At 66.3% G+C, this 22,613-nt stretch carries 20 protein-coding genes; 10 read left to right on the top strand and 10 right to left on the bottom strand.

What is annotated here, in order from left to right; genetic code table 11:
• Positions 1–19 precede the first annotated feature (19 nt).
• Positions 20–541, top strand: coding sequence for a MarR family winged helix-turn-helix transcriptional regulator (locus YQ44_RS01545; protein ID WP_071326188.1), 522 nt, complete (start codon positions 20–22; stop codon positions 539–541).
• Between the two features lie 6 nt (positions 542–547).
• Here YQ44_RS01545 and YQ44_RS01540 read toward each other — a convergent pair whose 3' ends face one another.
• On the bottom strand, positions 548–1,117 hold the full coding sequence (locus tag YQ44_RS01540) for a hypothetical protein (RefSeq protein WP_156894659.1): 570 nt from the start codon (positions 1,115–1,117) through the stop codon (positions 548–550).
• 113 nt (positions 1,118–1,230) lie between these two features.
• Here YQ44_RS01540 and thiL point away from each other — a divergent pair, with 113 nt between their 5' ends.
• Positions 1,231–2,211 carry a thiamine-phosphate kinase gene (thiL, locus tag YQ44_RS01535; protein WP_071321872.1) on the top strand — a complete coding sequence of 327 codons (981 nt, stop codon included), beginning with the start codon at positions 1,231–1,233 and terminating at the stop codon, positions 2,209–2,211.
• An 18-nt stretch (positions 2,212–2,229) separates the two neighbouring features.
• Here thiL and YQ44_RS01530 read toward each other — a convergent pair whose 3' ends face one another.
• Genes YQ44_RS01530 through YQ44_RS01520 form a run of 3 tightly spaced genes read right to left on the bottom strand, consistent with a single transcriptional unit; the run spans position 2,230 to position 7,399 of the window.
• Positions 2,230–4,806: an EAL domain-containing protein gene (locus YQ44_RS01530; RefSeq protein WP_071321871.1), complete on the bottom strand. Its 2,577-nt coding sequence runs from the start codon at positions 4,804–4,806 to the stop codon at positions 2,230–2,232.
• Positions 4,803–6,833 (bottom strand): ATP-binding protein, encoded by a 2,031-nt coding sequence (locus YQ44_RS01525; protein WP_071321870.1) that lies wholly within the window; start codon positions 6,831–6,833, stop codon positions 4,803–4,805. Before YQ44_RS01525 ends, YQ44_RS01530 begins: the two co-directional genes overlap by 4 nt.
• Before the next feature lie 2 nt (positions 6,834–6,835).
• The gene (locus tag YQ44_RS01520) at positions 6,836–7,399 is read right to left on the bottom strand and encodes a YfiR family protein (RefSeq protein ID WP_198043856.1); all 564 of its coding nucleotides are present in this window, start codon (positions 7,397–7,399) and stop codon (positions 6,836–6,838) included.
• Positions 7,400–7,711: 312 nt separating this feature from the next.
• On the opposite strand from YQ44_RS01520, the gene YQ44_RS01515 reads away from it, so the two are divergent.
• A complete protein-coding gene (locus YQ44_RS01515) occupies positions 7,712–8,194 on the top strand; it encodes a CinA family protein (RefSeq protein WP_071321868.1) in 483 nt (160 codons plus the stop codon).
• 22 nt (positions 8,195–8,216) lie between these two features.
• Here YQ44_RS01515 and YQ44_RS01510 read toward each other — a convergent pair whose 3' ends face one another.
• A complete protein-coding gene (locus tag YQ44_RS01510; protein ID WP_071326187.1) occupies positions 8,217–9,986 on the bottom strand; it encodes a GGDEF domain-containing protein in 1,770 nt (589 codons plus the stop codon).
• Between the two features lie 212 nt (positions 9,987–10,198).
• Between YQ44_RS01510 and YQ44_RS01505 the strand changes: the two genes are divergently transcribed.
• The 3 genes from YQ44_RS01505 (at position 10,199) to YQ44_RS01495 (ending at position 14,183) form a co-directional block, all read left to right on the top strand.
• Positions 10,199–10,927 (top strand): hypothetical protein, encoded by a 729-nt coding sequence (locus tag YQ44_RS01505; RefSeq protein WP_071321867.1) that lies wholly within the window; start codon positions 10,199–10,201, stop codon positions 10,925–10,927.
• Positions 10,927–11,283, top strand: a complete 357-nt coding sequence (locus YQ44_RS01500) for a hypothetical protein (RefSeq protein WP_071321866.1) — start codon at positions 10,927–10,929, stop codon at positions 11,281–11,283. The genes YQ44_RS01505 and YQ44_RS01500 overlap by 1 nt, the downstream gene beginning before the upstream one ends.
• Before the next feature lie 86 nt (positions 11,284–11,369).
• Positions 11,370–14,183: a M16 family metallopeptidase gene (locus tag YQ44_RS01495; RefSeq protein ID WP_071321865.1), complete on the top strand. Its 2,814-nt coding sequence runs from the start codon at positions 11,370–11,372 to the stop codon at positions 14,181–14,183.
• Between the two features lie 6 nt (positions 14,184–14,189).
• On the opposite strand, the gene YQ44_RS01490 is transcribed toward YQ44_RS01495, so the two are convergent.
• Both YQ44_RS01490 and YQ44_RS01485 read right to left on the bottom strand, forming a co-directional pair.
• The gene (locus tag YQ44_RS01490) at positions 14,190–14,591 is read right to left on the bottom strand and encodes a ribosomal maturation YjgA family protein (RefSeq protein WP_071321864.1); all 402 of its coding nucleotides are present in this window, start codon (positions 14,589–14,591) and stop codon (positions 14,190–14,192) included.
• Positions 14,592–14,707: 116 nt separating this feature from the next.
• Positions 14,708–15,619: a LysR family transcriptional regulator gene (locus YQ44_RS01485; protein WP_071321863.1), complete on the bottom strand. Its 912-nt coding sequence runs from the start codon at positions 15,617–15,619 to the stop codon at positions 14,708–14,710.
• 97 nt (positions 15,620–15,716) lie between these two features.
• Here YQ44_RS01485 and YQ44_RS01480 point away from each other — a divergent pair, with 97 nt between their 5' ends.
• A complete protein-coding gene (locus YQ44_RS01480; RefSeq protein ID WP_156894658.1) occupies positions 15,717–17,033 on the top strand; it encodes an SGNH/GDSL hydrolase family protein in 1,317 nt (438 codons plus the stop codon).
• Here YQ44_RS01480 and cysK read toward each other — a convergent pair.
• The gene (gene cysK, locus YQ44_RS01475; RefSeq protein WP_071321861.1) at positions 16,994–17,926 is read right to left on the bottom strand and encodes a cysteine synthase A; all 933 of its coding nucleotides are present in this window, start codon (positions 17,924–17,926) and stop codon (positions 16,994–16,996) included. The genes YQ44_RS01480 and cysK overlap by 40 nt on opposite strands.
• 84 nt (positions 17,927–18,010) lie before the next feature.
• Positions 18,011–18,475: an FKBP-type peptidyl-prolyl cis-trans isomerase gene (locus YQ44_RS01470; protein ID WP_071321860.1), complete on the bottom strand. Its 465-nt coding sequence runs from the start codon at positions 18,473–18,475 to the stop codon at positions 18,011–18,013.
• Between the two features lie 94 nt (positions 18,476–18,569).
• On the opposite strand from YQ44_RS01470, the gene thpR reads away from it, so the two are divergent.
• Positions 18,570–19,088, top strand: a complete 519-nt coding sequence (gene thpR, locus YQ44_RS01465; RefSeq protein WP_232251025.1) for an RNA 2',3'-cyclic phosphodiesterase — start codon at positions 18,570–18,572, stop codon at positions 19,086–19,088.
• Here the strand turns inward: thpR and tcdA are convergent.
• A complete protein-coding gene (tcdA, locus tag YQ44_RS01460) occupies positions 19,085–19,927 on the bottom strand; it encodes a tRNA cyclic N6-threonylcarbamoyladenosine(37) synthase TcdA (RefSeq protein WP_071321858.1) in 843 nt (280 codons plus the stop codon). The two genes, thpR and tcdA, sit on opposite strands and share 4 nt — an antisense overlap.
• A 112-nt stretch (positions 19,928–20,039) precedes the next feature.
• Between tcdA and pdxH the strand changes: the two genes are divergently transcribed.
• Positions 20,040–21,257 carry a pyridoxamine 5'-phosphate oxidase gene (pdxH, locus tag YQ44_RS01455; RefSeq protein WP_071321857.1) on the top strand — a complete coding sequence of 406 codons (1,218 nt, stop codon included), beginning with the start codon at positions 20,040–20,042 and terminating at the stop codon, positions 21,255–21,257.
• A gap of 111 nt (positions 21,258–21,368) precedes the next feature.
• Complete coding sequence (locus YQ44_RS01450; RefSeq protein ID WP_071326186.1) at positions 21,369–22,610, top strand: SAM-dependent methyltransferase; 1,242 nt, start codon at positions 21,369–21,371, stop codon at positions 22,608–22,610.
• Positions 22,611–22,613 lie beyond the last annotated feature (3 nt).

The raw sequence follows: 22,613 nt of genomic DNA, 5'->3' as shown, positions 1-22,613 counted from the left end.
AAGATAAATGGATACCGCCATGACTGATACCCCGCAAGAACACCGGCGCGCCCAGTTCGCCGCCGAACAATGGCGGCGCGAACTGCCGCAGATGGATACGCGCGCCATGCAGCTGGTGGGCCAGCTGGGCACGGTGGCGCAGCTGATGGCGCGCGACTGGCTCAACCCACTGTTCGCCGAACACGGCTTGCAGCCCGGTGAGTTCGACGTGCTGGCCACCCTGCGCCGCTCGGGCGCGCCGCATGCGCTGACGCCGACGGCCCTGTACGAGGCGGCCATGCTGTCCTCGGGCGGCATGACCAACCGCATCGACCGCCTGGAAGCGGCGGGCCTGATCGAACGGCAGAAGCACCCGAGCGACCGGCGCGGCGTGCTGGTGGCCTTGACGCCGAGGGGATTGGCATTGATTGAACGACTGGTGCTGCTGCACGTGGACAACGAGCGTGCCATGCTGGCGTCCCTCGGCGAGGACGAGCAGCGCCAGCTCGACCAGTTGCTGGCCAAGCTGCTGCAGGGCATGGCCCAGGCGAAGAAAGGTTAGGAAAAGTCAGGAAAGCAGCTGCGCCAGCTCGCGCAGCGCCGCATGGCCGCGCCGTGCCTGGCGCTGCAATTCCTCCGGCGCACAGTGTCCATACAGGGCCTGGACGTGGCCCTCGCTGGCGGCGCGCAGGTCGAGCTCGCCCGCACCGGGATCGGGCAACTGCCCTTCGACAAGGGTCAGGAAATAATGGCGCTGCGCGCCGCGCAGGTTGGCCGCGAACTGCAGCACCAGGCCGCAGTCGAACAGCAGCGCACCGCTGCGCGCCCCTGCCTCCAGCAGCAGGCGATACGGCGGCAAGGGCCGCCGCGCCGCGCGCAGCACGCTGGCCAGGCGCACCTGATAACCGAGTTCCAGTCCGTTTGCGTGCAAGCGGCCGCCTTGCAGATACACCTTGAACGATGCTTGCACGGCCCGGCTGGCGCAGCGGAACCAGCGCTCATCCTCATACAGGCACAGCTGGCCGCCATCGCACAGCTCGTAAAACCCGCGCGCCAGCAGTTCCGGCGCCGTGAACGTGGCCAGGCCGACGGCCTGCGGCTCGCGCAGCCAGCCATCGTCAAGATAGGATTGCATCACGGCGTGGATATCGTGGAAGGGCATAGGGGCATGATCGGCAGTGGCAAGGGCCCGTATTGTAGGCCAGCCTATAATAGCCGGGCCACACCTCCACTCAACTTGCCCACTACGCCATGGCCCCACACGACGCGCTTTCCGAATTCGACCTGATCAAACAGTATTTCGTGCGCCCGCGCCCCGGCCGCGCCACCCTGGGCATCGGCGACGATTGCGCGCTGCTGACGCCCGGCGCCGGCAAGCAGATCGCCATCTCGTCGGACATGCTGGTCGAGGACCGGCATTTCTTTGCCGGCGCCGACGCCCGCATGCTCGGGCATAAGAGCCTGGCCGTGAACCTGTCGGACCTGGCCGCCATGGGCGCGCGTCCCGTGGCGTTCACGCTGGCCCTGGCGCTGCCGCAGGCGGAACGGGCCTGGCTGGCCGGCTTCGCCGACGGCCTGTTCGCGCTGGCCGACGCTTTTGGCTGCGAACTGATCGGCGGCGACACCACCAAGGGCCCGCTGAATATCTGCATCACCGTGTTCGGCGAACTGGCGCCGGGCCAGGCCCTGCGCCGCAGCGCGGCCGTGGCCGGCGACGATATCTGGGTCAGCGGCACCCTCGGCGACGCGCGCCTGGCGCTGGCCGGCTACCGCATGGAGCAGCCGCTGGCGGCCGCCGACCTGGCCACGGCGGCCGCGCGCATGCACACGCCGACGCCGCGCGTGGCGCTCGGCTGCGCGCTGGCCGAAGCGGGCCTCGCGCATGCGGCCATCGACATTTCGGATGGCCTGGTGGGCGACCTGGGCCACATATTGAAGGCGTCGCGCGTGGGCGCCACGCTCGATGTCGACGCCCTGCCGGCCGGCCCCATCCTGGCGCAGCAAGCCACGGCCCTGCGCCGCCGCTACACGGCCGCCGGCGGCGACGACTATGAACTGTGCTTCACGGCACCGGCCGCCTCGCGCGACGCCATCGCCGCGCTGGCGCTGCGCTGCGGCACGCCGGCCACGCGCGTGGGCCGCATCGAGGCCGAAGCGGGCTTGCGCCTGGTCGATGCCTCGGGCATGCCGCTCGACCTGCAGTTGTCGTCCTTCGACCACTTCAGCGACTGACTTTCCGCTGGCTTTTCGCTAGCGCACCGCCACGCGCGCCAGGCCCGGCTGGTTCACCATCCAGTAATGCTGGAAGGCCAGGCGGATATTGTCGCGCAGCTGGGTGTCGTCCCACGGTTTCGTATAAAAACGGTAGATGGCGCCCCGGTTGATGGAGTCGAGCACGGCTTCCAGGCCCGTGTAGCCGGACAGGATGATGCGGATGGTTTCCGGGTACAGCTCCTTGACCTTGCTGAGGAACTCCGTGCCGCTCATGCTGGGCATGCGCTGGTCGCAGACGATCACGTGCACGCGGTGCAGGGCCAGCATCTCGAAACCCTCGGCCGGCGTGCTGGCCGTGAGAATCTGGTAGCCCTCGGGGCGGAACAGGCGGTGCAGCGACGACAGCACGTTGACGTCGTCGTCGACGATGAGCAGCGTCTGCGCCGGCTGGGCGGCCGGGTCGTGGCCCGGCGGCAGGCCGGCGCCGGCGACGATCATCTGCCCCAGTTCCAGCGCCGGCAGGGCGCGGCTGAAATAAAAACCCTGGATCTCGTCGCAGCGGTTGCGCCGCAGGTATTCGAGCTGCGGGCGCGACTCCACGCCCTCGGCCACCACGCTCAGTTTCAGGCTGTGCGCCATGCTGATGATGGCCAGCGCGATGGCCGCGTCGTTCGGGTTGCTGGTGATGTTGCGCACGAAGGCGATGTCGATCTTCAGCTTGTCGATGGGGAAGCGCTGCAGGTACGCCAGGCTCGAATAGCCGGTGCCGAAGTCGTCGATGGCCACCTTCACGCCGATCTTCTTCAGTTTCCCCAGCACGACGATGGTGCGCTCGGCGTTCGACATCAGCGCCGTTTCCGTCAGCTCCAGCTCCAGCAGTTCGGGCGCCACGCCGTGCTGCGCCAGCGCGTGCGTCACTTCGCCTTCCAGGTCGCCCTCGGCGAACTGGCGGCTCGAGACATTCACGGCCACGTGCACGGGCCCCACTTCGCTGTCGCGCCACTCGGCGATCTGGCGGCAGGCGGCGTGGATCACCCAGGCGCCAACGCGCACGATCAGGCCCGTGTCTTCCAGCACCGGCACGAATTCGGCCGGCGCCACCAGGCCGTAGCCGGGACGGCGCCAGCGCAGCAGCGCCTCGACGCCGCTGATGCGACCCGTGCGCAAGTCCACCTTCGGCTGGTAGTACAGGATGAACTGTTCATGTTCGAGCGCGTGGCGCAGCGCCAGTTCCAGGTCCAGGCGCGCCAGCACCTGCACGTTCATGCCGGCCGTGAAGAAGCGGTAGCCGTCGCGCCCCGCCTGTTTGGCGCCGCCCATGGCCGTATTCGCGTATTTAATGAGCGTTTCCGGGTCGGTGGCGTCGTCCGGATACATGGCGATGCCGATGCTGGCCGTCAGGGTCGCCGCGTGGCCATGCAGGTCGAACGGCGCGCGCAGCGCTTCGCGCACCTGGTTGGCCACCGCCACCGCCTCCTGCTGGTTGCGGCTCATGGTCAGGATCAGCGCGAATTCGTCGTTGCCCAGGCGTCCCACCGTGTCGCGCAGGCGCACGCATTCGACCAGGCGGTTGCTGAACTGGCGCAGCAATTCGTCGCCCAGCGCCGCGCCCAGGGTATCGTTGATGCTTTTGAAACGGTCGAGCGCGATGAACAGCACGACGATGCGCCAGCTTTTTTCCTGCGCCAGTTCGACGGCCTGGGCCAGCGTCTGGTAGAACAGGCTGCGGTTCGGCAATCCCGTCAAGCCATCGTAATGGGCCAGGTGCTTCAGGCGTTCCTGGGCCTGGCGCCGCTCGCTGATGTCGCGCGCCACGGCGATCAGCAGCAGGCCGCCCGTGGCGGGCGCGCCGGCCACGGGTGCCTGCGCATACCAGTGCCAGCCCAGCTCCACGGGCACCAGGCTCAGGTCGCGCCGTACCAGTTCGCACTCGGTCACGTCCGTGGCCAGGTGGGCCGAGCCGCCGTGCAGCGCGGCCAGCGGCGCCGGCGGCGGCGACGGCAGCAGGGCGCCCGGCGACAGCGACAGCAGCTCGGCGCGCGTGTAGCCGAGCAGCCGGCAGGCGCCATCGTTGGCGTCGACGAGGGTCATGCCCAGCACGTCGACGAGGAAGATGGCGTCCGTGGTGGCATCCATGGCGCCGCGAAAGCGCTGCAGTTCCGCCGTGCGCTGGCCCACCGTGCGCTCGAGCAGCGCGTTGTAGTGGCGCGCGGCGCGGTGCAGCAGCCGCACTTCGAGCATGTTGCGGATGCGCGTGAGCACTTCGAGCGCGTCGAAGGGCTTGCTGATGAAGTCGCGCGCGCCCGCCTCCAGCGCGGCCAGCTTGGCGTCCGGATCGGCGGCGATCACCAGCACGGGCAGGTAGCCTTCCAGTTCCAGCGGGCGCAGCGCGTCCATCACGGCATAGCCGCTCATGCCCGGCATCACCAGGTCGAGAATGATCAAGTCATACTGGTGGCGCTGGTGCAGACTGGCCACGGCGCGCGCATCAAGCGTGCTCGACAGTGCCGTGTAGCCGCCGCTTTGCAGCAGGTGCTCGAGCAGGCGCAGGTTGACTTCCTGGTCATCGACGATGAGGATTTTCGCGCCATAGATATCGGCCTGGCTGATCATGGCGCCCCCGTTCCCTTCTGCTGGCGCTGCTGCGCCACATAGGCCAGGGTGCTGTTGATGGCCTCGGTGAATTCCTCGAGGTTGATCGGCTTGGTCAGGTAGCGGTAGAAGCCCAGCGCCATATTGCGTTCGACGTCGCCCGGCATGGCGTTGGCCGTCAGCGCGATGACGGGGATGTGCGCCGTGCGCGGGTCGGCCCGCAGCAGTTTCAGCGCTTCCGTGCCGCTCACGTTGGGCAGGTTGATATCCATCAAGATCAGTTGCGGCAAATGCGTGCGCGCCATTTCCACGCCCTGCCGTCCATCGGGCGCCGTCAGCAGCCGCAATTGCGGGCAATAGCGGACGATTTCCTCGACCAGGGTCAGGTTGGCCGGATTGTCTTCCACGTACAGCAGGGTGACGGGAGCGCTGTTGTCGAGCAGCGCGCCGGCCAGGTCCGGCAGCGGCAAGCCGGCCGGCGCGGGGCTGGGCAAGCTCTCGACGGCGCGCAGCTCGATCCAGAAGGTGCTGCCGACACCGGGTTCGCTGCTCACGCCGATGCTGCCGTCCATCAATTCCACAAGGCGCTTGGTGACCACCAGGCCGATGCCGCTGCCCTCTTCCGTGCCGCCTTCCTGGCCCAGGCGGTTGAACGGCTGGAACAGCAGCGCCACTTGCTCGCTGTCGAGTCCCACGCCCGTGTCGCGCACGCTGATGCGCGCCAGCCCGCCCGGCTGCGGCGTGCACTCGATGCGCACTGCGCCCTGCGCGCGGTTGTACTTGAGCGCGTTCGACAGCAGGTTCAATAAGATCTGCTTCAAACGCGTGCGGTCAGCCAGCACGTTCAGCGGGCAGGCGTCGGGAAAGGTCATGCCGATGCCGCGCTGGCTGGCCAGCGGCGCGATCATGTCGCGGCATTCCTGCAAGATGGCGTGCAGGGCCACCGGTTCCAGCGACAGGCTGACCGTGCCCGATTCGACCTTCGCCAGGTCGAGGATTTCATTGATCAATGTCAACAGATGCCGGCCCGACTTCAGGATATGGCCGGCAAATTCCTTCTTTTGCGCCAGGGTCGACGGCAGGCGGTCGGAGCTGAGGATTTGCGCGAAGCCGAGGATGGCATTCAGGGGGGTGCGCAATTCATGGCTCATCGACGACAAAAAGGCCGACTTCGCATAGTTGGCGCTGCGCGCCTCCTCCATCGCCATGGCCAGCTCGCCATTCGTCATTTCCAGCTGCACCGTGCGCTCGTGCACGCGCACTTCCAGTTCCTGGTTCAGGCGCATGACTTCCTGCTGCGCCTGGGCGCGCTGCTCGCCCTCGCGCGCCAGCTCGCCGTTCGAGCGCTCCAGCGCGCGCGTGCGGTGCTCGATCTCGGCCAGCATCTTGTTGAAGGAATCGACCAGCTGCGCCACCTCGTCGGCGCTGAGCTTGCGCGCGCGGCGCGAATAGTCGCCCGTCTCGATCACTTCGCGCGCCACGTCGGCGATATCGAGGATGGGCTGCGTGATCACGTGGTCGAGGCGGCGCAGCAGCAGCAAGGCCACCAGCAGCGCCAGCACCGTCACGCTCAGGGCGATGGCCAGGTAATCGACCGTGCGGCCCGCCAATTCATAATCGGCGCGCAGGTAGACCGTGCCCAGCAATTCGCCATTGTCGACGATGGGCTTGAACAATTCCACCGACTTGCCCTGGATGCTGACGCCCTCGCCGCCGACATGGGCCGGCAGCGGCCCCGTTTTCTGGTTCGCGCGGTAGCTGGCAAACAGGCTGCCGTCGGCCTTGTACAGGGCGCCGGCCGTCACGCGCGGGCGGATGCGCATCAAATTGAGGTTTTCCAGCGCCAGCCGTTCATCGTCGAAGGCCAGCGCGGCCGAACTCATGTGTCCCAGCAGCTGGGCCTGGGTACTGATATCGGCCACCAGGTTGCGGTGATAGGCGCGCAAGTCGTAGACGACGATGGTGCCCAGCGAGATGACGAGCGCCACCAGGGTGGTCAGCAAGACCACCGACATCAGCTTGTGGCGTATGGAGCGCAGCCGTATCATGGTCAGGCGCCCCCCGTCTGCACGCGGTAGGCCGCCAGCAGCATGCGCGCGCTGATGCGGATATGCGCCTGCGCCACGGGCTTCAGGGCCACGTCGAAGCGCACCTTGTCGTCGGCCATCACAAAATTGATCATGCTGCCCATCGCATAGACCTCATCCGAATCGGACACCGTCAGCAGCGCCAGGCCGCGACTGGCCGCCAGCATTTCCTGCAGCACCGCCTTCTCCAGCGCTCCCAGGTACAGCACGTGCAGCCCGGCCAGCGCTTCGCCGCGGCGCACTTTTTTCACCTGCACGGTGCGCCCGTTGACGCTATGTCCGGCCACGCTCTGTTCCAGCTGCTCGGCCAGCCCGTCGGCGCCGGCCACGCCGATCACCAGCGGCGCATCGGGCCGCGCGAAGCTGCCTTCCGGCCACTCGACAAAGCCGGCAAACTTGTACAGGTAGGCGGCCTTCACCTGGCGCTCCAGCTCGCCCGGCACCTGGGCCCGCACGCCGGCGCACAACACGCCCAGCAACAGCAATAGCCAGCCCCAGCGGATGGTGCTGCGGCGAGCGCCACGCAAGGGGCTACGCAGGGGGCCAGCATGCTGCCGCCAGGTCCAGTTCAGAAGTGCCATGACAACCGAGTAAAGATAATGCATTCGAAGGCGCGGCGCCAGGCCGCGTCCCAGTGGGGCGATGCGAACCGATGTGGTACAGCAGCAGACTGCCTGCCGGCCCGTATTGGTAGCAAATGTATAAAAGAGTGTACGCATTTTCGCTGGTAGCGGGGAAAGTTTCTTCTACCGCGCGCCATGCTACAGTCATGCCATGACGCTGGCCGCGCAAAACGGCGGCCAGCGCAGCGCCCCTCTTCATGCATGCAGGAAACACTCATGGACAACGATCTCATCTCTCTCTCCACCGCGGTAGGCCAGGCCCTGCATGCCAGGCGCTGGCTGCTGGCCACGGCCGAATCGTGCACGGGCGGCGGCGTGGCGCAAGCCGTCACCGACATCGGGGGCTCGAGCGCCTGGTTCGAGCGCGGCTTCGTCACCTATTCGAACGCGGCCAAGATCGGCATGCTGGGCGTGCCGGCCGCCCTGATCGCCGAGCACGGCGCCGTCAGCGTAGCCGTGGCCGCCGCCATGGCGCAAGGCAGCCTGGCCCACAGCCCGGCCCAGGTGGCCGTGTCGACCACCGGCATCGCCGGCCCCACGGGCGGCGTGCCCGGCAAGCCCGTGGGCACCGTCTGTTTCGGCTGGGCGCGGGATGGCCGCGTGCATACCGAGCGCCTGGTCTTCGCGGGCGACCGCCAGGCCGTGCGCGAGCAGGCCGTCATCCATGCCCTGCAAGGACTGCTGCGCTTCCTCGCTTGACCTTCTGGCGTATGGATCGGCTTCAATCCGTGCCGGCGATGCAGGCGCGGTCGCGGCCCGCCTGTTTCGCCGCGTACAGGGCGCTGTCGGCGCGCATCAGCAATTCGTGGCGGCCCGCGCCATGGCGCGGATACTCGGCGATGCCGGCCGAAAAGGTGCAGCCCGTCAAGCTGTGCGGCGCCTGGCGGATCAGCAGCTGGCGGTAGCGCGCGGCGATATCGTCGATCTTGTGCGCCGCGATCGCGCTGTCGGCTTCGCGCAACAGCAGGCAGAATTCCTCGCCGCCATAGCGGCACAGCATGTCGCTGCCGCGCAGCTGGCTCTCCACCAGGCGCGCGAACTGGATCAGCACCTCGTCGCCAAAGTTGTGCCCGTACGTATCGTTAACGCGCTTGAAAAAGTCCAGGTCGATGATGGCGATGGCCACGGGCGCGTCCGCATCGGCTTCGTGCAGGATGGCATTCAGGCAGGTTTCGAAATGGCGGCGGTTGTACAGGCCCGTCAGGTGGTCGCGCATGGCCTGCTCCTTCAGGCTGTCCTGCAGCGAGTTGACATGCATGATCTGGTGCGCCAGCTCGCGGTTCAGGTGCTCGAGCTTGACGTTTTCCGTCTCGCGCGCGGCCTGCAGCTCGAGCGCCTTGTCGCGCTCGGCCTTCAGGTTGCGCATTTCCTTTTCCAGGTTGCGCATCAGGATGCGCGAGGCGCGCGCCGATTTGCTGCTGGCCTCGAAGGCGGCCTGGTATTGCTGCAGGAAACCATATGCGGCTTGCCATTCGCCCAGCTGGGCATTGATATCGGACAAACCGCGCAAGATCTGTTGCTGGTGAAACGGATTGCGCGTCCAGCTCAGCAGGCTGTGCGCCTGCGTCAGCGACGCCAGCGCCTGCGCCGTCTGGCCCGCATGCAGGTCGAGCTTGCCGCGCACGAGCCAGGCGTGCATCTGCTCTTCCAGGTCCTGCCCCCGCCGCGCATATTCTTCCGCCCGCAGCAGCAGTTGCAGCGCGCTGGCCGGCTGCTGCAGCAGGATGGCGGCATGGGCGGCGATGCAGAACAGGAAGGCGCGGATGGCCAGGTCCTCTTCCGGCCACTCATAAAACGGTTCGACCAGCGCCAGCGCCTCGGCCGGCTTGCCCGTGGCCAGCAAACACATGGCCAGGTTGGCCGAGACGATGGTTTGCTGGTACTTGAGCTTTTGCGTGCCGATGATGTCGAGCGCCTCGACCAGCAGGGGGATGGCGTCTTCGTCGTTGCCCAGGTCGTGCTGCGACGAGGCCAGGTTCGACAGGCTGTTGACGCGGTGCGCGGGGCTGCCGAAGCGCTCGGCGATGTCGAGCGCCAGCAGGAAGTTGCGCGGCCCGTCCTGCGTGTCGCCACGGTTCAGGGCATCGACGCCGAGGCGCGCGTACAGCATGAATTTATGCAGCGAATCGGGAATCTGCGCCGCCTGGCCGCGCGCCCGCAGGAAATGCTGCTCGGCATCGGCAAAGTCGCCGCGCCGGCTCGCATACGCACCCCGCAGGGCGGCCACTTCCATGCCCCCTTCCAGGTCGCACGTCTGCTGGAAATACTCGCACAGGCGCTCGCACGACGGTTCGGCCTCGCCCGCGTAATACGCTAGCCAGCAGTGATTCAGTTCCGCGTAGGCGCTGCCGCGCGCATACTGCTGGCGCTGCGCCGCCGCCAGCGCCATGTGCGCCAGCCGCCGCGCCTGGCGCCGGTTGCCGACAAGGCAGGACAGGGCCTGCTGATTGAGGCGGTCAATGTCGGCTTTATCGAGACTGGATATCGGCACTGCATCCTCGTACACACGCTGGGGTGAATTTTTCACGCAAAACTTGCTCTGCATCAATGGTATCCTGATTAACATCATAACCAGATTCGCTCTTCCCCATGGCATATTTGCAAAGGATTGTGGTAAAAATGCCAGTTGCAGTCTGGCCGGGAGCAATCGCCGCTGTCACGGATCTTTGGTAGTCACTGACGCAACAACTTGGAGTAGTCGCAATGCAAAACACGGTACATTTCATCCTGCAGGGCAAGGGTGGCATCGGCAAGACCCTGGTCTCGACCCTGCTGGCGCAATGGATAGGCGGCAAGGACGGCACGCCCCTGCGCTGCTATGACACCGACCAGGAAAACGCCACCTTTTCGCGCTACAAGGCGATGAACGTCAAGCACGTGCCCGTGATGACGGACGCGCGCAATATCGATCCGAAGCGCTTCGACGCGCTGATGATCGATATCCTGGAAGAGGATGGCAACTGCGTGGTCGACAATGGCGCCAACACCTTTTCGCCGCTGATGGGTTATCTGCTGGAAAACGATTGCTTCTCGCTGCTGGAAGAGTCGGGCCGCAAGGTATACATCCACACCATCGTCGGCGGCGGCGACACCCTGCACGACACGGCGACGGGCTTTGTCGCCACGGCGCAATCGACGAAGGTGCCGCTGGTGCTGTGGCAAAACGAACACTTCGGCCTGCTGCAATCGGCATCGGGCAAGCAGTTTGTCGAATCGCAGTCGTACGCCGACAACCGCGCGCGCGTCAAAGGCAGCATCACCTTGAGCCAGCGCAATCCCGACACCTTCGGCGCCGACGTCAAGAAGATGAACACGGCGCGCCTGACGATGCAGGAAGTGCTGCAGAACGACAAGTTCAACATCATGGAAAAGCAGCGCATCAAGGTCGTCTACCGCGACATTTTCGAACAACTCGACAAGGTGCAATGGTAGTGGACCAGCATAAACTGCGCACGCACGTATTCGACAAGACGGGCATCAGGATCGACGTCGACGACCCGATATTCGCCCTCGTGGCGCTGAACGAAGCGGTGCTGGCGGACACCGTCGAACGCCAGCTGGCCCTGCTGGACGCGGCCACGCAGGCGCTGGCGGCGCAGGCGCGCGCCACGGGCGGCTTGCCGGCAGAACCGGCGGCGGCCCTGTCCCGGCCTGTGCCGGAAGTGCCAGCGCCGGCCGGGCCGGCCGGCTTCACGCCGCGCGAATGGCGCCTGCTCGCCGCCGCCGCCATCGTCTCCGTCACCTGCGCCCTGCTGGTGCTGGGCGGGGCGGCGCTGCTGTTTAAATAAATGTATCATCGGCAACACCTGCGGCAGCCACGGCGCCAGCCGCCAGGCTATCGCAGCATCCTTCCCACCCTCTTCTGGAAGCACGCATGAAACCGATCAAACTGCTGGCCATTCCCGCCCTGATGCTGTCGCTGTACGGCGCTCCCCTGGGCCTCGCCCACGCCGCCGATGCGGCCGCCACTACGGGCGCGACGGCCGTGCCGCATATCGCCTACGAAAAATACACCTTGCCGAACGGCCTAGACGTGATTCTCGTGGAAGACCATAAATTGCCCGTCACGGCCGTCAATATCTGGTACCACGTGGGTCCGGCGAATGAAGCGCCGGGCTTGACGGGCTTTGCGCACTTGTTCGAACACATGATGTTTGCCGCCACCAAGCACGTGCCGCGCGGCATGGCCGACCAGTTGCTGGAAGGGGCGGGCGCCACCGATTCGAACGGCAGCACGGATTTCGACCGCACCAATTATTTCGACACGGTGCCGTCGAACCAGCTGGAACTGGCCCTGTGGGCCCATTCCGACCGCATGGGCTACCTGCTGGACGTGCTCGACCAGACGGCCCTGACGAACCAGCAGGACGTGGTGCGCAACGAACGCCGCCAGAGCGTGGAAAACGCGCCGTACGGCATCGTGCAGGAAGCGCTGTACCACCAGCTGTTTCCCAAGAACCACCCGTATTACGCCAGCGTCATCGGCTCGCACGCGGATATCCAGAACGCCAAGCTGGCCGACATCAAGGAATTCTTCACCAACTACTATGGCCCCAACAACGCCAGCCTGGTGATCGTGGGCGATATCGACAAGGCGAAGACCAAGGAACTGGTCAACAAGTACTTCGGCAGTTTCAAGAGCGGCCCGGCCGTGCCGAAACCCGCTGTCGTGACGCCGCCCATCACGCAGGAGCGCCGCCTGGTGGTGCAGGACCGGGTCGAGCTGCCGCGCGTCTTCATGGCCTGGCTGACGCCGTCCGCCTACGCCAAGGATGACGCGGAACTGACGATGGCCGCGCAAATCCTCGCCGGCGGCAAGTCCAGCCGCCTGTACAAATCGCTCGTGTACGACAAGCAGATCGCGCAGGACGTGGGCGCCAGCCAGAGTTCGAACACCCTCACCTCGATCTTCAGCGTGGACGTGACGGCGCGCCCCGGCCACCAGCCCGAGGAAATCGAGCAGGCGCTGAATGCCGAACTGGAACAATTGCGCGCCAGCGGTCCCACCGAGAAGGAACTGGAGCGGGCCCGCAACGGCATCGAGACGGGCATGCTGAGCCAGGTGGAAAAGGTCGGCGGCAATGCCAACCTGATGAACCAGTACAACCAGTACCTGGGCGACCCCGGCTACCTGGGCAAGGATATCGAACGCTACCGCAAGGTGACGGTGGCCGACGTGCAACGCGCCGTCGACACCTACCTGAAGAACCAGGCCCGCGTGGTCGTGTATGGCGTGCCGGGCACGCCGGACCTGGGCGCGGAAGTGCCGACGCCGGCGCCGGGCAAGGTCAAGCCTGCGCCAGGCACGGCCATCAATGCGGACGAGCCGTGGCGCAACAAGGTGCCGGCTGCCGGCCCCGCGCCCAAGATTGTGCTGCCGCAAGCCAAGTCCTTCACCCTGGCAAACGGCCTGACCGTGATCCACAACTACAATCCGGCCGTGCCGCTGGTATCGAGCCAGCTGGTGGTGAAAAGCGGTTCGGGCGCCAATCCGCTGGCGCAGCCGGGCTTGTCGAGCTTTACGGCGCAAATGCTGCAGGAAGGCACGGCCACGCGCAGCGCGCCGCAAATCGCCGATGACGTGGCGCAGCTGGGCGCCTTCCTCGGTACCGGTTCCGGCGCCGACGCCTCGTTCGCCCAGCTGACTTCCCTGAAAGCCACGTTCCCGCAAGCGCTCGACGTGCTGGCCGACGTGGTGCAGCACCCGCAATTCCCGCAGGCGGAAGTGGAACGCCAGCGCGCCAGCCGCATCGGCGAACTGGCGCAGCAGCGCGAAAACGCGGGCGCCGTCGCGGCCCGCGTGGAGGCGGCGGCCCTGTACGGCCCGAAACATCCATACGGCTACATCCAGCTGGGCACGGAAGCGGCGCTGAAGGCGGCCAGCCGCGCCGACCTGCAAGGCTACTGGCAGCAGCATTACCTGCCCAACAATGCGGCCCTGATCGTCTCGGGCGACATCGGCGAAGCGGAATTGAAGGCGCTGGCCGAAGCCAAGTTCGGCAGCTGGAAGGCGGGCACGGTGGCGCCGTCCGTGGCGGCGGCGCCGCAAACGGCGAAGGCCAGGCTGATCCTCGTCGACAAGCCGGGCGCGCCGCAAACGGCCGTGCGCCTGTCGACCATCGCCGTGGCCCGCGCGACGCCCGATTATGCGCCGCTGCAAGTGATGAACGCGGCGCTGGGCGGCTTGTTTACGAGCCGGCTAAGCAATAACCTGCGCGAAGAGAAAGGCTATACGTATGGCGTGCGTTCGCAATTCCAGTACCGCCGCCAGCCGGGACCGTTCTCGATCGCCGCCGGCGTGCGCACCGACGTGACGGGTCCGGCCGTGTCGGAAACCTTCAAGGAAATCCGCGCCATGATCGCCAGGCCGCTGACGGCCAAGGAATTGTCGAATGCGCGCAATTCGCAGGTGCTGTCGCTGCCGGGCCAGTTCGAGACGAATGCCAGCATCAGCGCCAGCATGGCCAACACCTACATCTACGACCTGGGCATCGACTATTACGCGACCTTGCCGCAGCGCTTTGCCAGCGTGACGGACAAGCAGGTGCAGCAGGTGGCGCAGAAATACCTGCAGCCGGAAAAGCTGATCGTCATCGGCGTGGGCGACAAGGCGAAGATCGCGCCGCAATTGTCCAGGCTGAAACTGGCGCCCGTGGAAGTGCGCGACGCGGAGGGCAACGTCAAGTAAGCGGGCTTAGCGGCGCCGGAACAGGACAGCCTTGTCCACCAGCGCCGCCAGCGCCACGCCCGCCGTGTAGGCGACCAGGTCGACCCAGCCGAAGTGGGAACCGAGCACCAGGTGCCCCAGCGGATGGGCGCGGATGTCGCTGATCCACGGCGCCTGGTACAGCTGGCCGCATTCGACGGCAAAGCAGATCAGCAGCGATACCAGCGCCAGCTGCCACGTGCGCATCCGCGTGGCGAAGGCGCCCAGCGCGAAGACCACCATCATGGCCCACAAGGCGTCGCCCGGGTACTTGCCCAGGGCCTCAGGAACGAATTGGGGAAAGGCGCGCGAGGCCAGGCCCAGCGCGATGACAGCCACGGTTGCGCCCACCTGCAGCAGGCGGCGGCGTTCAGGTTTTACCAGGAACATATTTCCATTCAAAGACACAATACGGGCCGAACCATTGCGGCCCCGTTGTGTCCGGTATTGTACTGCGCCTGCCCTGCCCGCCTGGCGTCTATTTCGTCAGGGCAAGTTCAGCCTGGTCACGCTCCATCCAGCCGCACCTGCTCCGCCAGGAAATCGAGCAAGGCGCGCACGCGCAGCGGCAGGTGGCCGCCCTGTCCCACATACACGGCATGCACTTCCTCGCTGTCGCCCGGATTGAACTCTTCCAGCACGGCCTGCAAACGGCCGGCCGCGATATCGTCGCGCACCTGGAAGGCGGCCAGGCGCGCCAGCCCCAGTCCCGCCAGCGCCAGTTGCCGCAAGGCTTCGCCATCGCTGGCCTGCGCATTGCCGGTGGCGGGCACGACGATGTCGCCGCCGGCCTGGCGCAGCGGCCAGCCGGACTTCGCCCGCGCATAGTTGGCGTCCAGCAAGTTGTGCGCCGCCAGGTCGGCCGGTGCCCGCGGCGTGCCGCGCCGCGCCAGGTACGCTGGTGCCGCCACGATCCGCATGCGCGTCTGGCCCAGCTTGCGCGCCATCAAGTTCGAGCTTTTCAGGGGGCCGGCCCGCACGGCCACATCCGTGCGCTGTTCGAGGATATCGACGACGGCATCGGTGAGCACGATGTCGAGCGTCAGCTGCGGATAGCGTTCGAGGAACAAAGGCGCCAGCGGCAGCAGGAAATGCTGGCCGAACGGCACATTCGCGTTGACGCGCACCTTGCCGCGCGGCGTGCTCTGGATGCCGGCGCAGCGCTCGGCCTCGTCGAGGGCCGCCAGCACGCGCGCGCCCCGCTCATACAGGCCGCAGCCTTCGGCCGTCAGCTGCAGCTGGCGCGTGGAACGGTTCAGCAGGCGCGCGCCGAGGCGCTGCTCCAGCCGCGACACCAGCTTGCTGACGGCCGACGGCGTCATGCCGCAGGCGCGCGCGGCGGCCGAAAAGCCGCCCAGTTCGATCACCCGCACAAATACTTCCAGCTCGCCGGAGCGATTGACGTCGCTTCTGCCCATTGTGAATTCAGCTCATAAATGTTCTTCGTTAACACAGTCTAGTGCATAAATGGCGGGAGCGGCATCATGGCGCATCCCATTGATGGAGCACGACACCATGAAACCATTGCATGCCCTCCCCGCCACCGCCCTGCTGGCCCTGGCCCTGAACACCGTCGCCGCCCACGCGGCCGACGCCCACGCCGGTCCCCGTCCCGACGCCGGCTGGCTGGCCAGCTGGACGGCCAGTCCGCAAGCCGTGTGGGGACAGGACTTCCTCTTCCCCAGCAACGTGCCCGCCGTGCTGCACGGCCATACCGTGCGCCAGGTGGCGCGCGTGAGCGTGGGCGGCCGGCGCGTGCGCCTCGTGCTGTCGAATGCGTATGGCAAGGCGCCGCTGCGCATCGGCGCGGCCACGCTGGCGCTGGCAGCCAGCGGCCCGGCCATCCGCCCGGACAGCCTGCGCACGCTCACCTTTGCCGGCCGGTCTGCAGCCACCATCGCGCCCGGTGCCCCCCTCGTCAGCGATCCCGTCGATCTGGCCGTGCCGGACCTGGCGCGGCTGACGGTGAGCATCCACCTGCCGCAGGCCAGCCCCGTGTCGACCTTTCACTGGGATGGCCGCGAGACGGCGTGGCTCGCGCCGCATGACCAGACGCGCGCGGCCCACATCGACATCGCCCAGGCCGGCGTGCAAAGCACGACGGCGCGCCTGCTGCTCAGTGCCATCGAGGTGGAAGCGGCCCCAGGCGCGCAAGCCGTGGCCATCCTCGGCGATTCGATCACCGATGGCGCCAGCGCCAGCCTGGGCGGCGATGCGCGCTGGCCCGACGTGCTGGCCGAACGCCTGGCGCCGCAGGGCGTGGCCGTGCTCAATGCGGGTATTTCCGGTGGGAGATTGTTGTCCGACGGCATGGGCGAGAATGCGCTGGCCCGAGTCGAGCGCGACGTGCTGGCGCAGCCGGGCGTGCGCACGGTCATCGTCCTGATCGGCATCAATGACATCAGCTGGCCCGGCACGGCGTTCGCGCGGCAGGAACGGCGTCCCACGCTGGAAGCATTAACGGCCGGCTATGCCCAGCTGCTGGCGCAGGCGCGCAGCCGCGGCGTGCGTGTGATCGGCGCCACCCTGACACCGTTCGAGGGCGCCCTGCCCGGCACGCCGCTGAGCGATTATTACCAGCCGGAAAAAGACGCGCTGCGCCAGCAACTGAACGCCTGGATACGCGACAGCGGCAGTTTCGATGCCGTACTGGACTTCGATGCCTGGCTGCGCGATCCGGCCCACCCGCAGCGCCTGCTGCCCGCCTACGACTCGGGCGACCACCTGCACCCGGGCGACGCGGGCAACCGGGCGCTGGCGGAAGGAATAGCCCTGCCGCTGCTGTTTAAAGATCAGTCGCCCAATCCCGCGTACAGGGCCGTGCTCAGGTAGCGCTCGCCGAACGAGGGGATGATGGTGACGATGGTCTTGCCCGCATTTTCCGGACGGCGCGCCACTTGCAGCGCGGCCCACAGGGCGGCGCCCGACGAGATACCGACCAGCAAGCCTTCGTCGCTGGCGGCCAGGCGCGCCGTGGCGAACGCATCGTCGTTTTTCACGCAAATGATTTCATCGTAGATGGCCGTGTTCAGGATCTGCGGCACGAAACCGGCGCCGATGCCCTGGATCGGGTGCGGGCCTTTCGTGCCTTTCGACAGCATCGGCGACGCTTCCGGTTCCACGGCGATCACGTGCAGGCCAGGCTTGCGCTCCTTCAGCACTTCGCCGATGCCGGTGATGGTGCCGCCCGTGCCCACGCCGGCCACGACGATGTCCACCTGGCCATCCGTGTCGCGCCAGATTTCCTCGGCCGTCGTGGCGCGGTGAATGGCGGGATTGGCCGGATTATTGAATTGTTGCAACATCAGATAGCGGGGGTCGGCCGCCACCAGCTCTTCGGCCTTGCGGATGGCGCCCAGCATGCCTTCGCTGCCGGGCGTGAGCACCAGCTCGGCGCCGTAGGCGCGCAGCAGGATGCGCCGCTCGCGGCTCATGGTGTCGGGCATGACGAGGGTGCAGCGGTAGCCGCGCGCGGCGCAGACCATGGCCAGCGCGATGCCCGTGTTGCCGCTGGTGGGCTCGACGATGACGGTATCGGCATGGATCTTGCCCGCTGCTTCCGCCGCCACGATCATGGACAGGCCGATGCGGTCCTTGACGCTGTGGGCGGGATTGTAGAATTCGAGTTTGGCCAGGATGCTGGCATGGCAGCCGGCGGCGATGCGGTTGATGCGCACCAGGGGGGTGTTGCCGATCAGTTCAGTGACGTCGTTGGCGATGTTCATGGAAGGAATCTCCGCTATTTCAAGAAACCCCAGTCTACCGCTTTTGGCGGCGGCGCGAGCATGCGCCGCCACCAAAGTGAACAATTACTTAACGTCCAGCAGTTCCACGTCGAAGATCAGTGCCGAGTTCGGCGGGATCTCGCCATTGCCGGCGCCGCGCGGGCCATAGGCCAGTTCGCCAGGAATGACCAGGGTGCGCTTGCCGCCCACTTTCATGCCGGCCACGCCCTGGTCCCAGCCCTTGATGACCATGCCCTTGCCCAGCGGGAAGTCAAACGGGCCACGGCCCACGGAGCTGTCGAATTTCTTGCCGCGCGAATCTTTCGCCAGCGGACGGTACAGCCAGCCCGTGTAGTGCACGGATACGGTATTGCCGGCAATCGCTTCCTTGCCCGTGCCGACTTTGTTGTCGATGATGATCAGCTTGTCGGCGGCAGGGCCGGGGCTCAGCGATACGGCGGAGGCGGGAACAGGTGCTGGCGCCTGTGCCTGCGCCAGCGACGCGGCGACGGAGCAGATCAGGGCAAACAAAACGGAGCTACGCGTCATGATGTATTCTTTCATTGAGTTTCGGTGAGATCCCTGCACCAGCTGCGGACAGGGAACGCCAATGATAGCAAACCGCCGCAACGATATGAAAAACTTGTCGCCCGATTCACAGTTTCCCCGCCTGTTTTACGCGCTGTGGCCCGATGCCGCCACGCGCGCGGCGCTGGCCGCCTGGCAGGCGCCGCTGGGGGGCAAGCCCGTGCGTGCCGACAAATTGCACCTGACCCTGGCCTTTCTGGGACAGCGCCCCGCCGGCGAGCTGCCGGCCCTGCAAACCATCCTGGCGCAATTGCCGGCGCGTCCCATGCCGCTGGGATTCGATCACGTCAGCCACTTTCCCCGCCTGGCCCTCGCCTGGGCCGCCCTGGCGCAGCCGTCGCCTGCCTTGCTGGCCCTGCGCGCGGCCTGCATGCACAGCCTGGCGGAACAGGGACTGGCGCCCCGCTTCGAGCACGACCGCTTTACGCCGCACGTGACCCTGGCGCGCCAGGCGCCGCCGCCGGCCGCATACGCGCTGGCGCCCATCGCCTGGCAGGCAAGCGAAGTGGTGCTGGTGGAATCGCTGAAAAGCAGCGGCGACTACCGCATCGTGGGACGCCGGGAATTAAGTTAAGCGGCCTCTGGCACGGCGGCCAGTGTGTCCTGGCGCAAGGTTTTCAGCGCATGGGCGGCCGCCACCATGCCGAAGCTGGCCGTCACCACCACGCTGGAACCGAAGCCGGCGCAGTTCAGGCCCGTCACGCCGGCGGCCGTGCCGTCGATGGCGCACGCTTCCGCACTTTCGGGCGTCGTCAACGGTTCCATGGAAAACACGGCGTCGACATTGAACTTGTTTTTCACGCCACGGGGGAAACCATATTCGGTGCGCAACAGCTTGCGCACGCGCTTGAGCAGCGGCTCCTGTTCCGTTTTCGACAGGTCGCGCACGGCGATCAGGGTCGGGTCCGTCTGACCGCCGGCGCTGCCGATGGTCAGCATGGGAATGTTGCGCGCGCGGCAATACGCGATCACCGCCGCCTTCGCCTTGGCATTGTCGATGGCGTCGATCAGGTAATCGAAGTCGCGCCCGCCCAGCAATTGCTCGAGGTTATCGGGCGCAATGAAATCCTCGATCTGCGTGACCTGGCAACACGGGTTGATCAACTCGATGCGCTCGGCCAGGGCCGTGATCTTGGCCTTGCCGATGGTGTCGCTCATGGCCTGGATCTGGCGGTTGATGTTCGATTCGGCAACATTGTCGAGGTCGATCAGGGTCAGGCGGCCGATGGCGCTGCGCGCCAGCGCTTCGACGATCCAGGAACCGACGCCGCCCACGCCGATCACACACACATGGGCGGCGCGAAAGCGCGCCAGTGCGGGGGCGCCATACAGGCGGGCGATGCCGCCGAAACGGCGCTCGAAATCGATCTCGGTCAAGTCCATGGAAATTAGTTCATTGGTGGAGGTATGCATGCCGCCATTTTAACGGACACTGCGCTGGCGGATATTCTAAAATAGCCGAATTGACACAGCGACAAGGCCCGATTGTCGCCGCGCCCCCACACCGCCACCACGAGAACTCGCCATGACCTCTCCCCTGTTCGACTCCGTTCCCGGCTTTGACCAGCCCATCGCCGTACTCAAGCATTGCCACGACAAGATCCGCAAGCAACTGAGCACCCTGCAAAACCTGCCGGGCCACCTGGCTCAGCATGGCAATACGGCGGAGGCGCAGCAGGCGGCCAGGGCCGTGTTGCAATACTTCAATAAAGCCGCCCATCTGCACCATGACGATGAAGAGCAAGACCTGATGCCGATGCTGCAAGCGACCGCCACGGGCGACGACGCCGCGCTGCTGGCCACCCTGGTGCCGGACATCCTGGCCGACCACCAGCGCATGGACCAGGCCTGGCTGACCTTGCGCCCGGCGCTCGACGCCATCGCGGCCGGCACGGGCACGCAGCTGTCCGCCGCCGGCGTGCACGATTACGCGGCCGCCTACCAGGCGCACATGAGCAAGGAAGAGGGCCAGCTGGCGCCCATGGCCAAGCGCCTGTTCAGCGCGCAGCAGATGGAACAGCTGGGCACGGCCATGCAGCGCCGCCGCGGCATCGCGCCCGACGCCCCCGCAGCAGCAGCGGCGCCGGCACGGCCCGGGCCAAGCCCCGCCCTGACCGCCATGCGCACCGATTATGTCCAGTCCAGCCTGAGCGAGACGGACGTGCTGGCCGACCCCATCGCGCAATTCCGGAAATGGTTTGACGAAGCCGTCCAGGCCCAGGTGATCGAGCCGAACGCCATGGACTTGGCCACCGTCAATGCTGACGGCAAGCCCAGTTCGCGCATCGTGCTGATCAAGCAGTTCGACGAGCGCGGCTTTACCTGGTACACGAATTACGCCAGCGACAAGGGCCAGCAGCTCGAGCACAACCCGCATGCGGCCCTGCTGTTCTTCTGGCGCGAGCTGGAGCGCCAGGTGCGCATCGAAGGCACGGTGGTGAAAACCTCGGCCGCCGAAAGCGACGAGTATTTCAATGTGCGCCCACTGCAAAGCCGCTTGTCGGCCATCGCCTCGCAACAGAGCGCACCGATCGCCGACCGCGCCGCGCTGGAAGCGAATTACGCAGCCGTGGCCGCCGCCATCGGCGAGGCGCCGCCGCCACGTCCGGCCCACTGGGGCGGCTACCGCTTGCAGCCGGAACGCATCGAGTTCTGGCAAGGCCGCCGCTCGCGCTTCCACGACCGCATCGTGTTTACGCGCGGCGCCGACGGGCAATGGAGCTTGCAACGATTACAACCCTGAGCGCGCCGCAAAGCAAGCTCGACAATATAGGTGTAGGCTATGAGGGATAGAGGTTAAATAACATTGTTGCTCAATTTGCGGCCGCCAGCGGCCGCTTCATTGGAGGCCATTTTGTTTGTACAAAACCAACTCAAGTCCTGGATTGCCGGTATCCGCAGCAAGACCGCCTTGCCCCTGCGCATAGAACTGTGGAACGGCCAGCATGTCGACCTGTCGAGCGAAGCGCCCAGAGTCACCATCCGCCTGCCGACAGCCGCCTCGGCCCGCTATCTGCTCAATCCATCGCTGGCCAACCTCGGTTCGGCCTATGTGGAAGGCAATATCGAGGTCAAGGGCACGGCCATGGACATGATCGCCATCTGCAACGCGCTGGCGCGCAACACGCTCAAGCCCGAAGGCAAGCTGGCCCGCATCGTGCGCAGCTTTACGCATGACAAGAGCAAGGATGCCGAGGCCATCCGCTATCACTACGATGTGTCGAATGCGTTCTACGAACAGTTTCTCGACCCCGCCCTCGTGTATTCCTGCGCCTACTTTGAAAACGGCGATGAAACCCTGGCCCAGGCGCAGGTGAAGAAGATCGACCATATCCTGAAGAAAATCCAGCTGCAGCCGGGCCAGACCCTGCTCGACATCGGCTGCGGCTGGGGAGCGCTGGTCATCCGTGCAGCACAGCAATACGGCGCCCGTTGCGTCGGCGTGACCCTGTCGGAAAACCAGTATGCGCTGGCGCGCGAGCGCGTGGCGGCGGCCGGCCTGGCGCACCTGGTCGAGATCCGCCTGCAGGACTACCGCGATGTGACGGGCCAGTTCGACCGCATCACCAGCGTGGGCATGTTCGAGCACGTGGGCCTGAAACACTTGCCCGACTATTTTTCCATCATCAACAAACTGCTGGCGCCCGACGGCATGGCGATGAACCACGGCATCACCTCGACCGACCCGGACAATGGCGAAACGCCGTACGGCGGCGGCGAATTCATCGAGAAATATGTGTTTCCGCACGGCGAACTGGCGCACATCGGCAATGTGCTCAAGACCATGCAGCAGGGGGGGCTGGAAGTGCTGGACGTGGAAAACCTGCGCCGCCACTATGCGCGCACCTGCGCCCTGTGGACGGAAAATTTCGAAGCCCACGCCGAGCAGATCCGTCCCCTGGCGGGCGAGCGGCGCTTCCGCATCTGGCACGTCTACCTGGCCGGCTGCGCATATGCCTTCGAGCAAGACCTGATCAGCCTGTACCAGATCGTCTGCGTGAAGGCGGGCCGGCGTTCCTCGACCCTGCCGTGGTCGCGCAATTACATGTATGAGGCGGCGCACCTGCCGGCGCCAGCCCCCGTGCTGGCGGGCTGAGCA

Source organism: Janthinobacterium sp. 1_2014MBL_MicDiv, assembly GCF_001865675.1.
GTDB lineage: Bacteria > Pseudomonadota > Gammaproteobacteria > Burkholderiales > Burkholderiaceae_D > Janthinobacterium.
This window is presented reverse-complemented; position numbering and strand designations above follow the sequence as displayed.

What these genes read in the sequence shown, in the direction of transcription:
- thiL (WP_071321872.1), top strand. Translation starts at nt 1,231, where the DNA reads ATGGCCCCACACGACGCGCTTTCCGAATTCGACCTGATCAAACAGTAT.
- YQ44_RS01485 (WP_071321863.1), bottom strand. Translation starts at nt 15,619, where the DNA reads ATGGGCAGAAGCGACGTCAATCGCTCCGGCGAGCTGGAAGTATTTGTG.
- YQ44_RS01525 (WP_071321870.1), bottom strand. Translation starts at nt 6,833, where the DNA reads ATGATACGGCTGCGCTCCATACGCCACAAGCTGATGTCGGTGGTCTTG.
- YQ44_RS01480 (WP_156894658.1), top strand. Translation starts at nt 15,717, where the DNA reads ATGAAACCATTGCATGCCCTCCCCGCCACCGCCCTGCTGGCCCTGGCC.
- cysK (WP_071321861.1), bottom strand. Translation starts at nt 17,926, where the DNA reads ATGAACATCGCCAACGACGTCACTGAACTGATCGGCAACACCCCCCTG.
- YQ44_RS01530 (WP_071321871.1), bottom strand. Translation starts at nt 4,806, where the DNA reads ATGATCAGCCAGGCCGATATCTATGGCGCGAAAATCCTCATCGTCGAT.
- YQ44_RS01495 (WP_071321865.1), top strand. Translation starts at nt 11,370, where the DNA reads ATGAAACCGATCAAACTGCTGGCCATTCCCGCCCTGATGCTGTCGCTG.
- YQ44_RS01505 (WP_071321867.1), top strand. Translation starts at nt 10,199, where the DNA reads ATGCAAAACACGGTACATTTCATCCTGCAGGGCAAGGGTGGCATCGGC.
- YQ44_RS01470 (WP_071321860.1), bottom strand. Translation starts at nt 18,475, where the DNA reads ATGACGCGTAGCTCCGTTTTGTTTGCCCTGATCTGCTCCGTCGCCGCG.
- YQ44_RS01545 (WP_071326188.1), top strand. Translation starts at nt 20, where the DNA reads ATGACTGATACCCCGCAAGAACACCGGCGCGCCCAGTTCGCCGCCGAA.
- tcdA (WP_071321858.1), bottom strand. Translation starts at nt 19,927, where the DNA reads ATGCATACCTCCACCAATGAACTAATTTCCATGGACTTGACCGAGATC.
- YQ44_RS01490 (WP_071321864.1), bottom strand. Translation starts at nt 14,591, where the DNA reads ATGTTCCTGGTAAAACCTGAACGCCGCCGCCTGCTGCAGGTGGGCGCA.
- pdxH (WP_071321857.1), top strand. Translation starts at nt 20,040, where the DNA reads ATGACCTCTCCCCTGTTCGACTCCGTTCCCGGCTTTGACCAGCCCATC.
- YQ44_RS01515 (WP_071321868.1), top strand. Translation starts at nt 7,712, where the DNA reads ATGGACAACGATCTCATCTCTCTCTCCACCGCGGTAGGCCAGGCCCTG.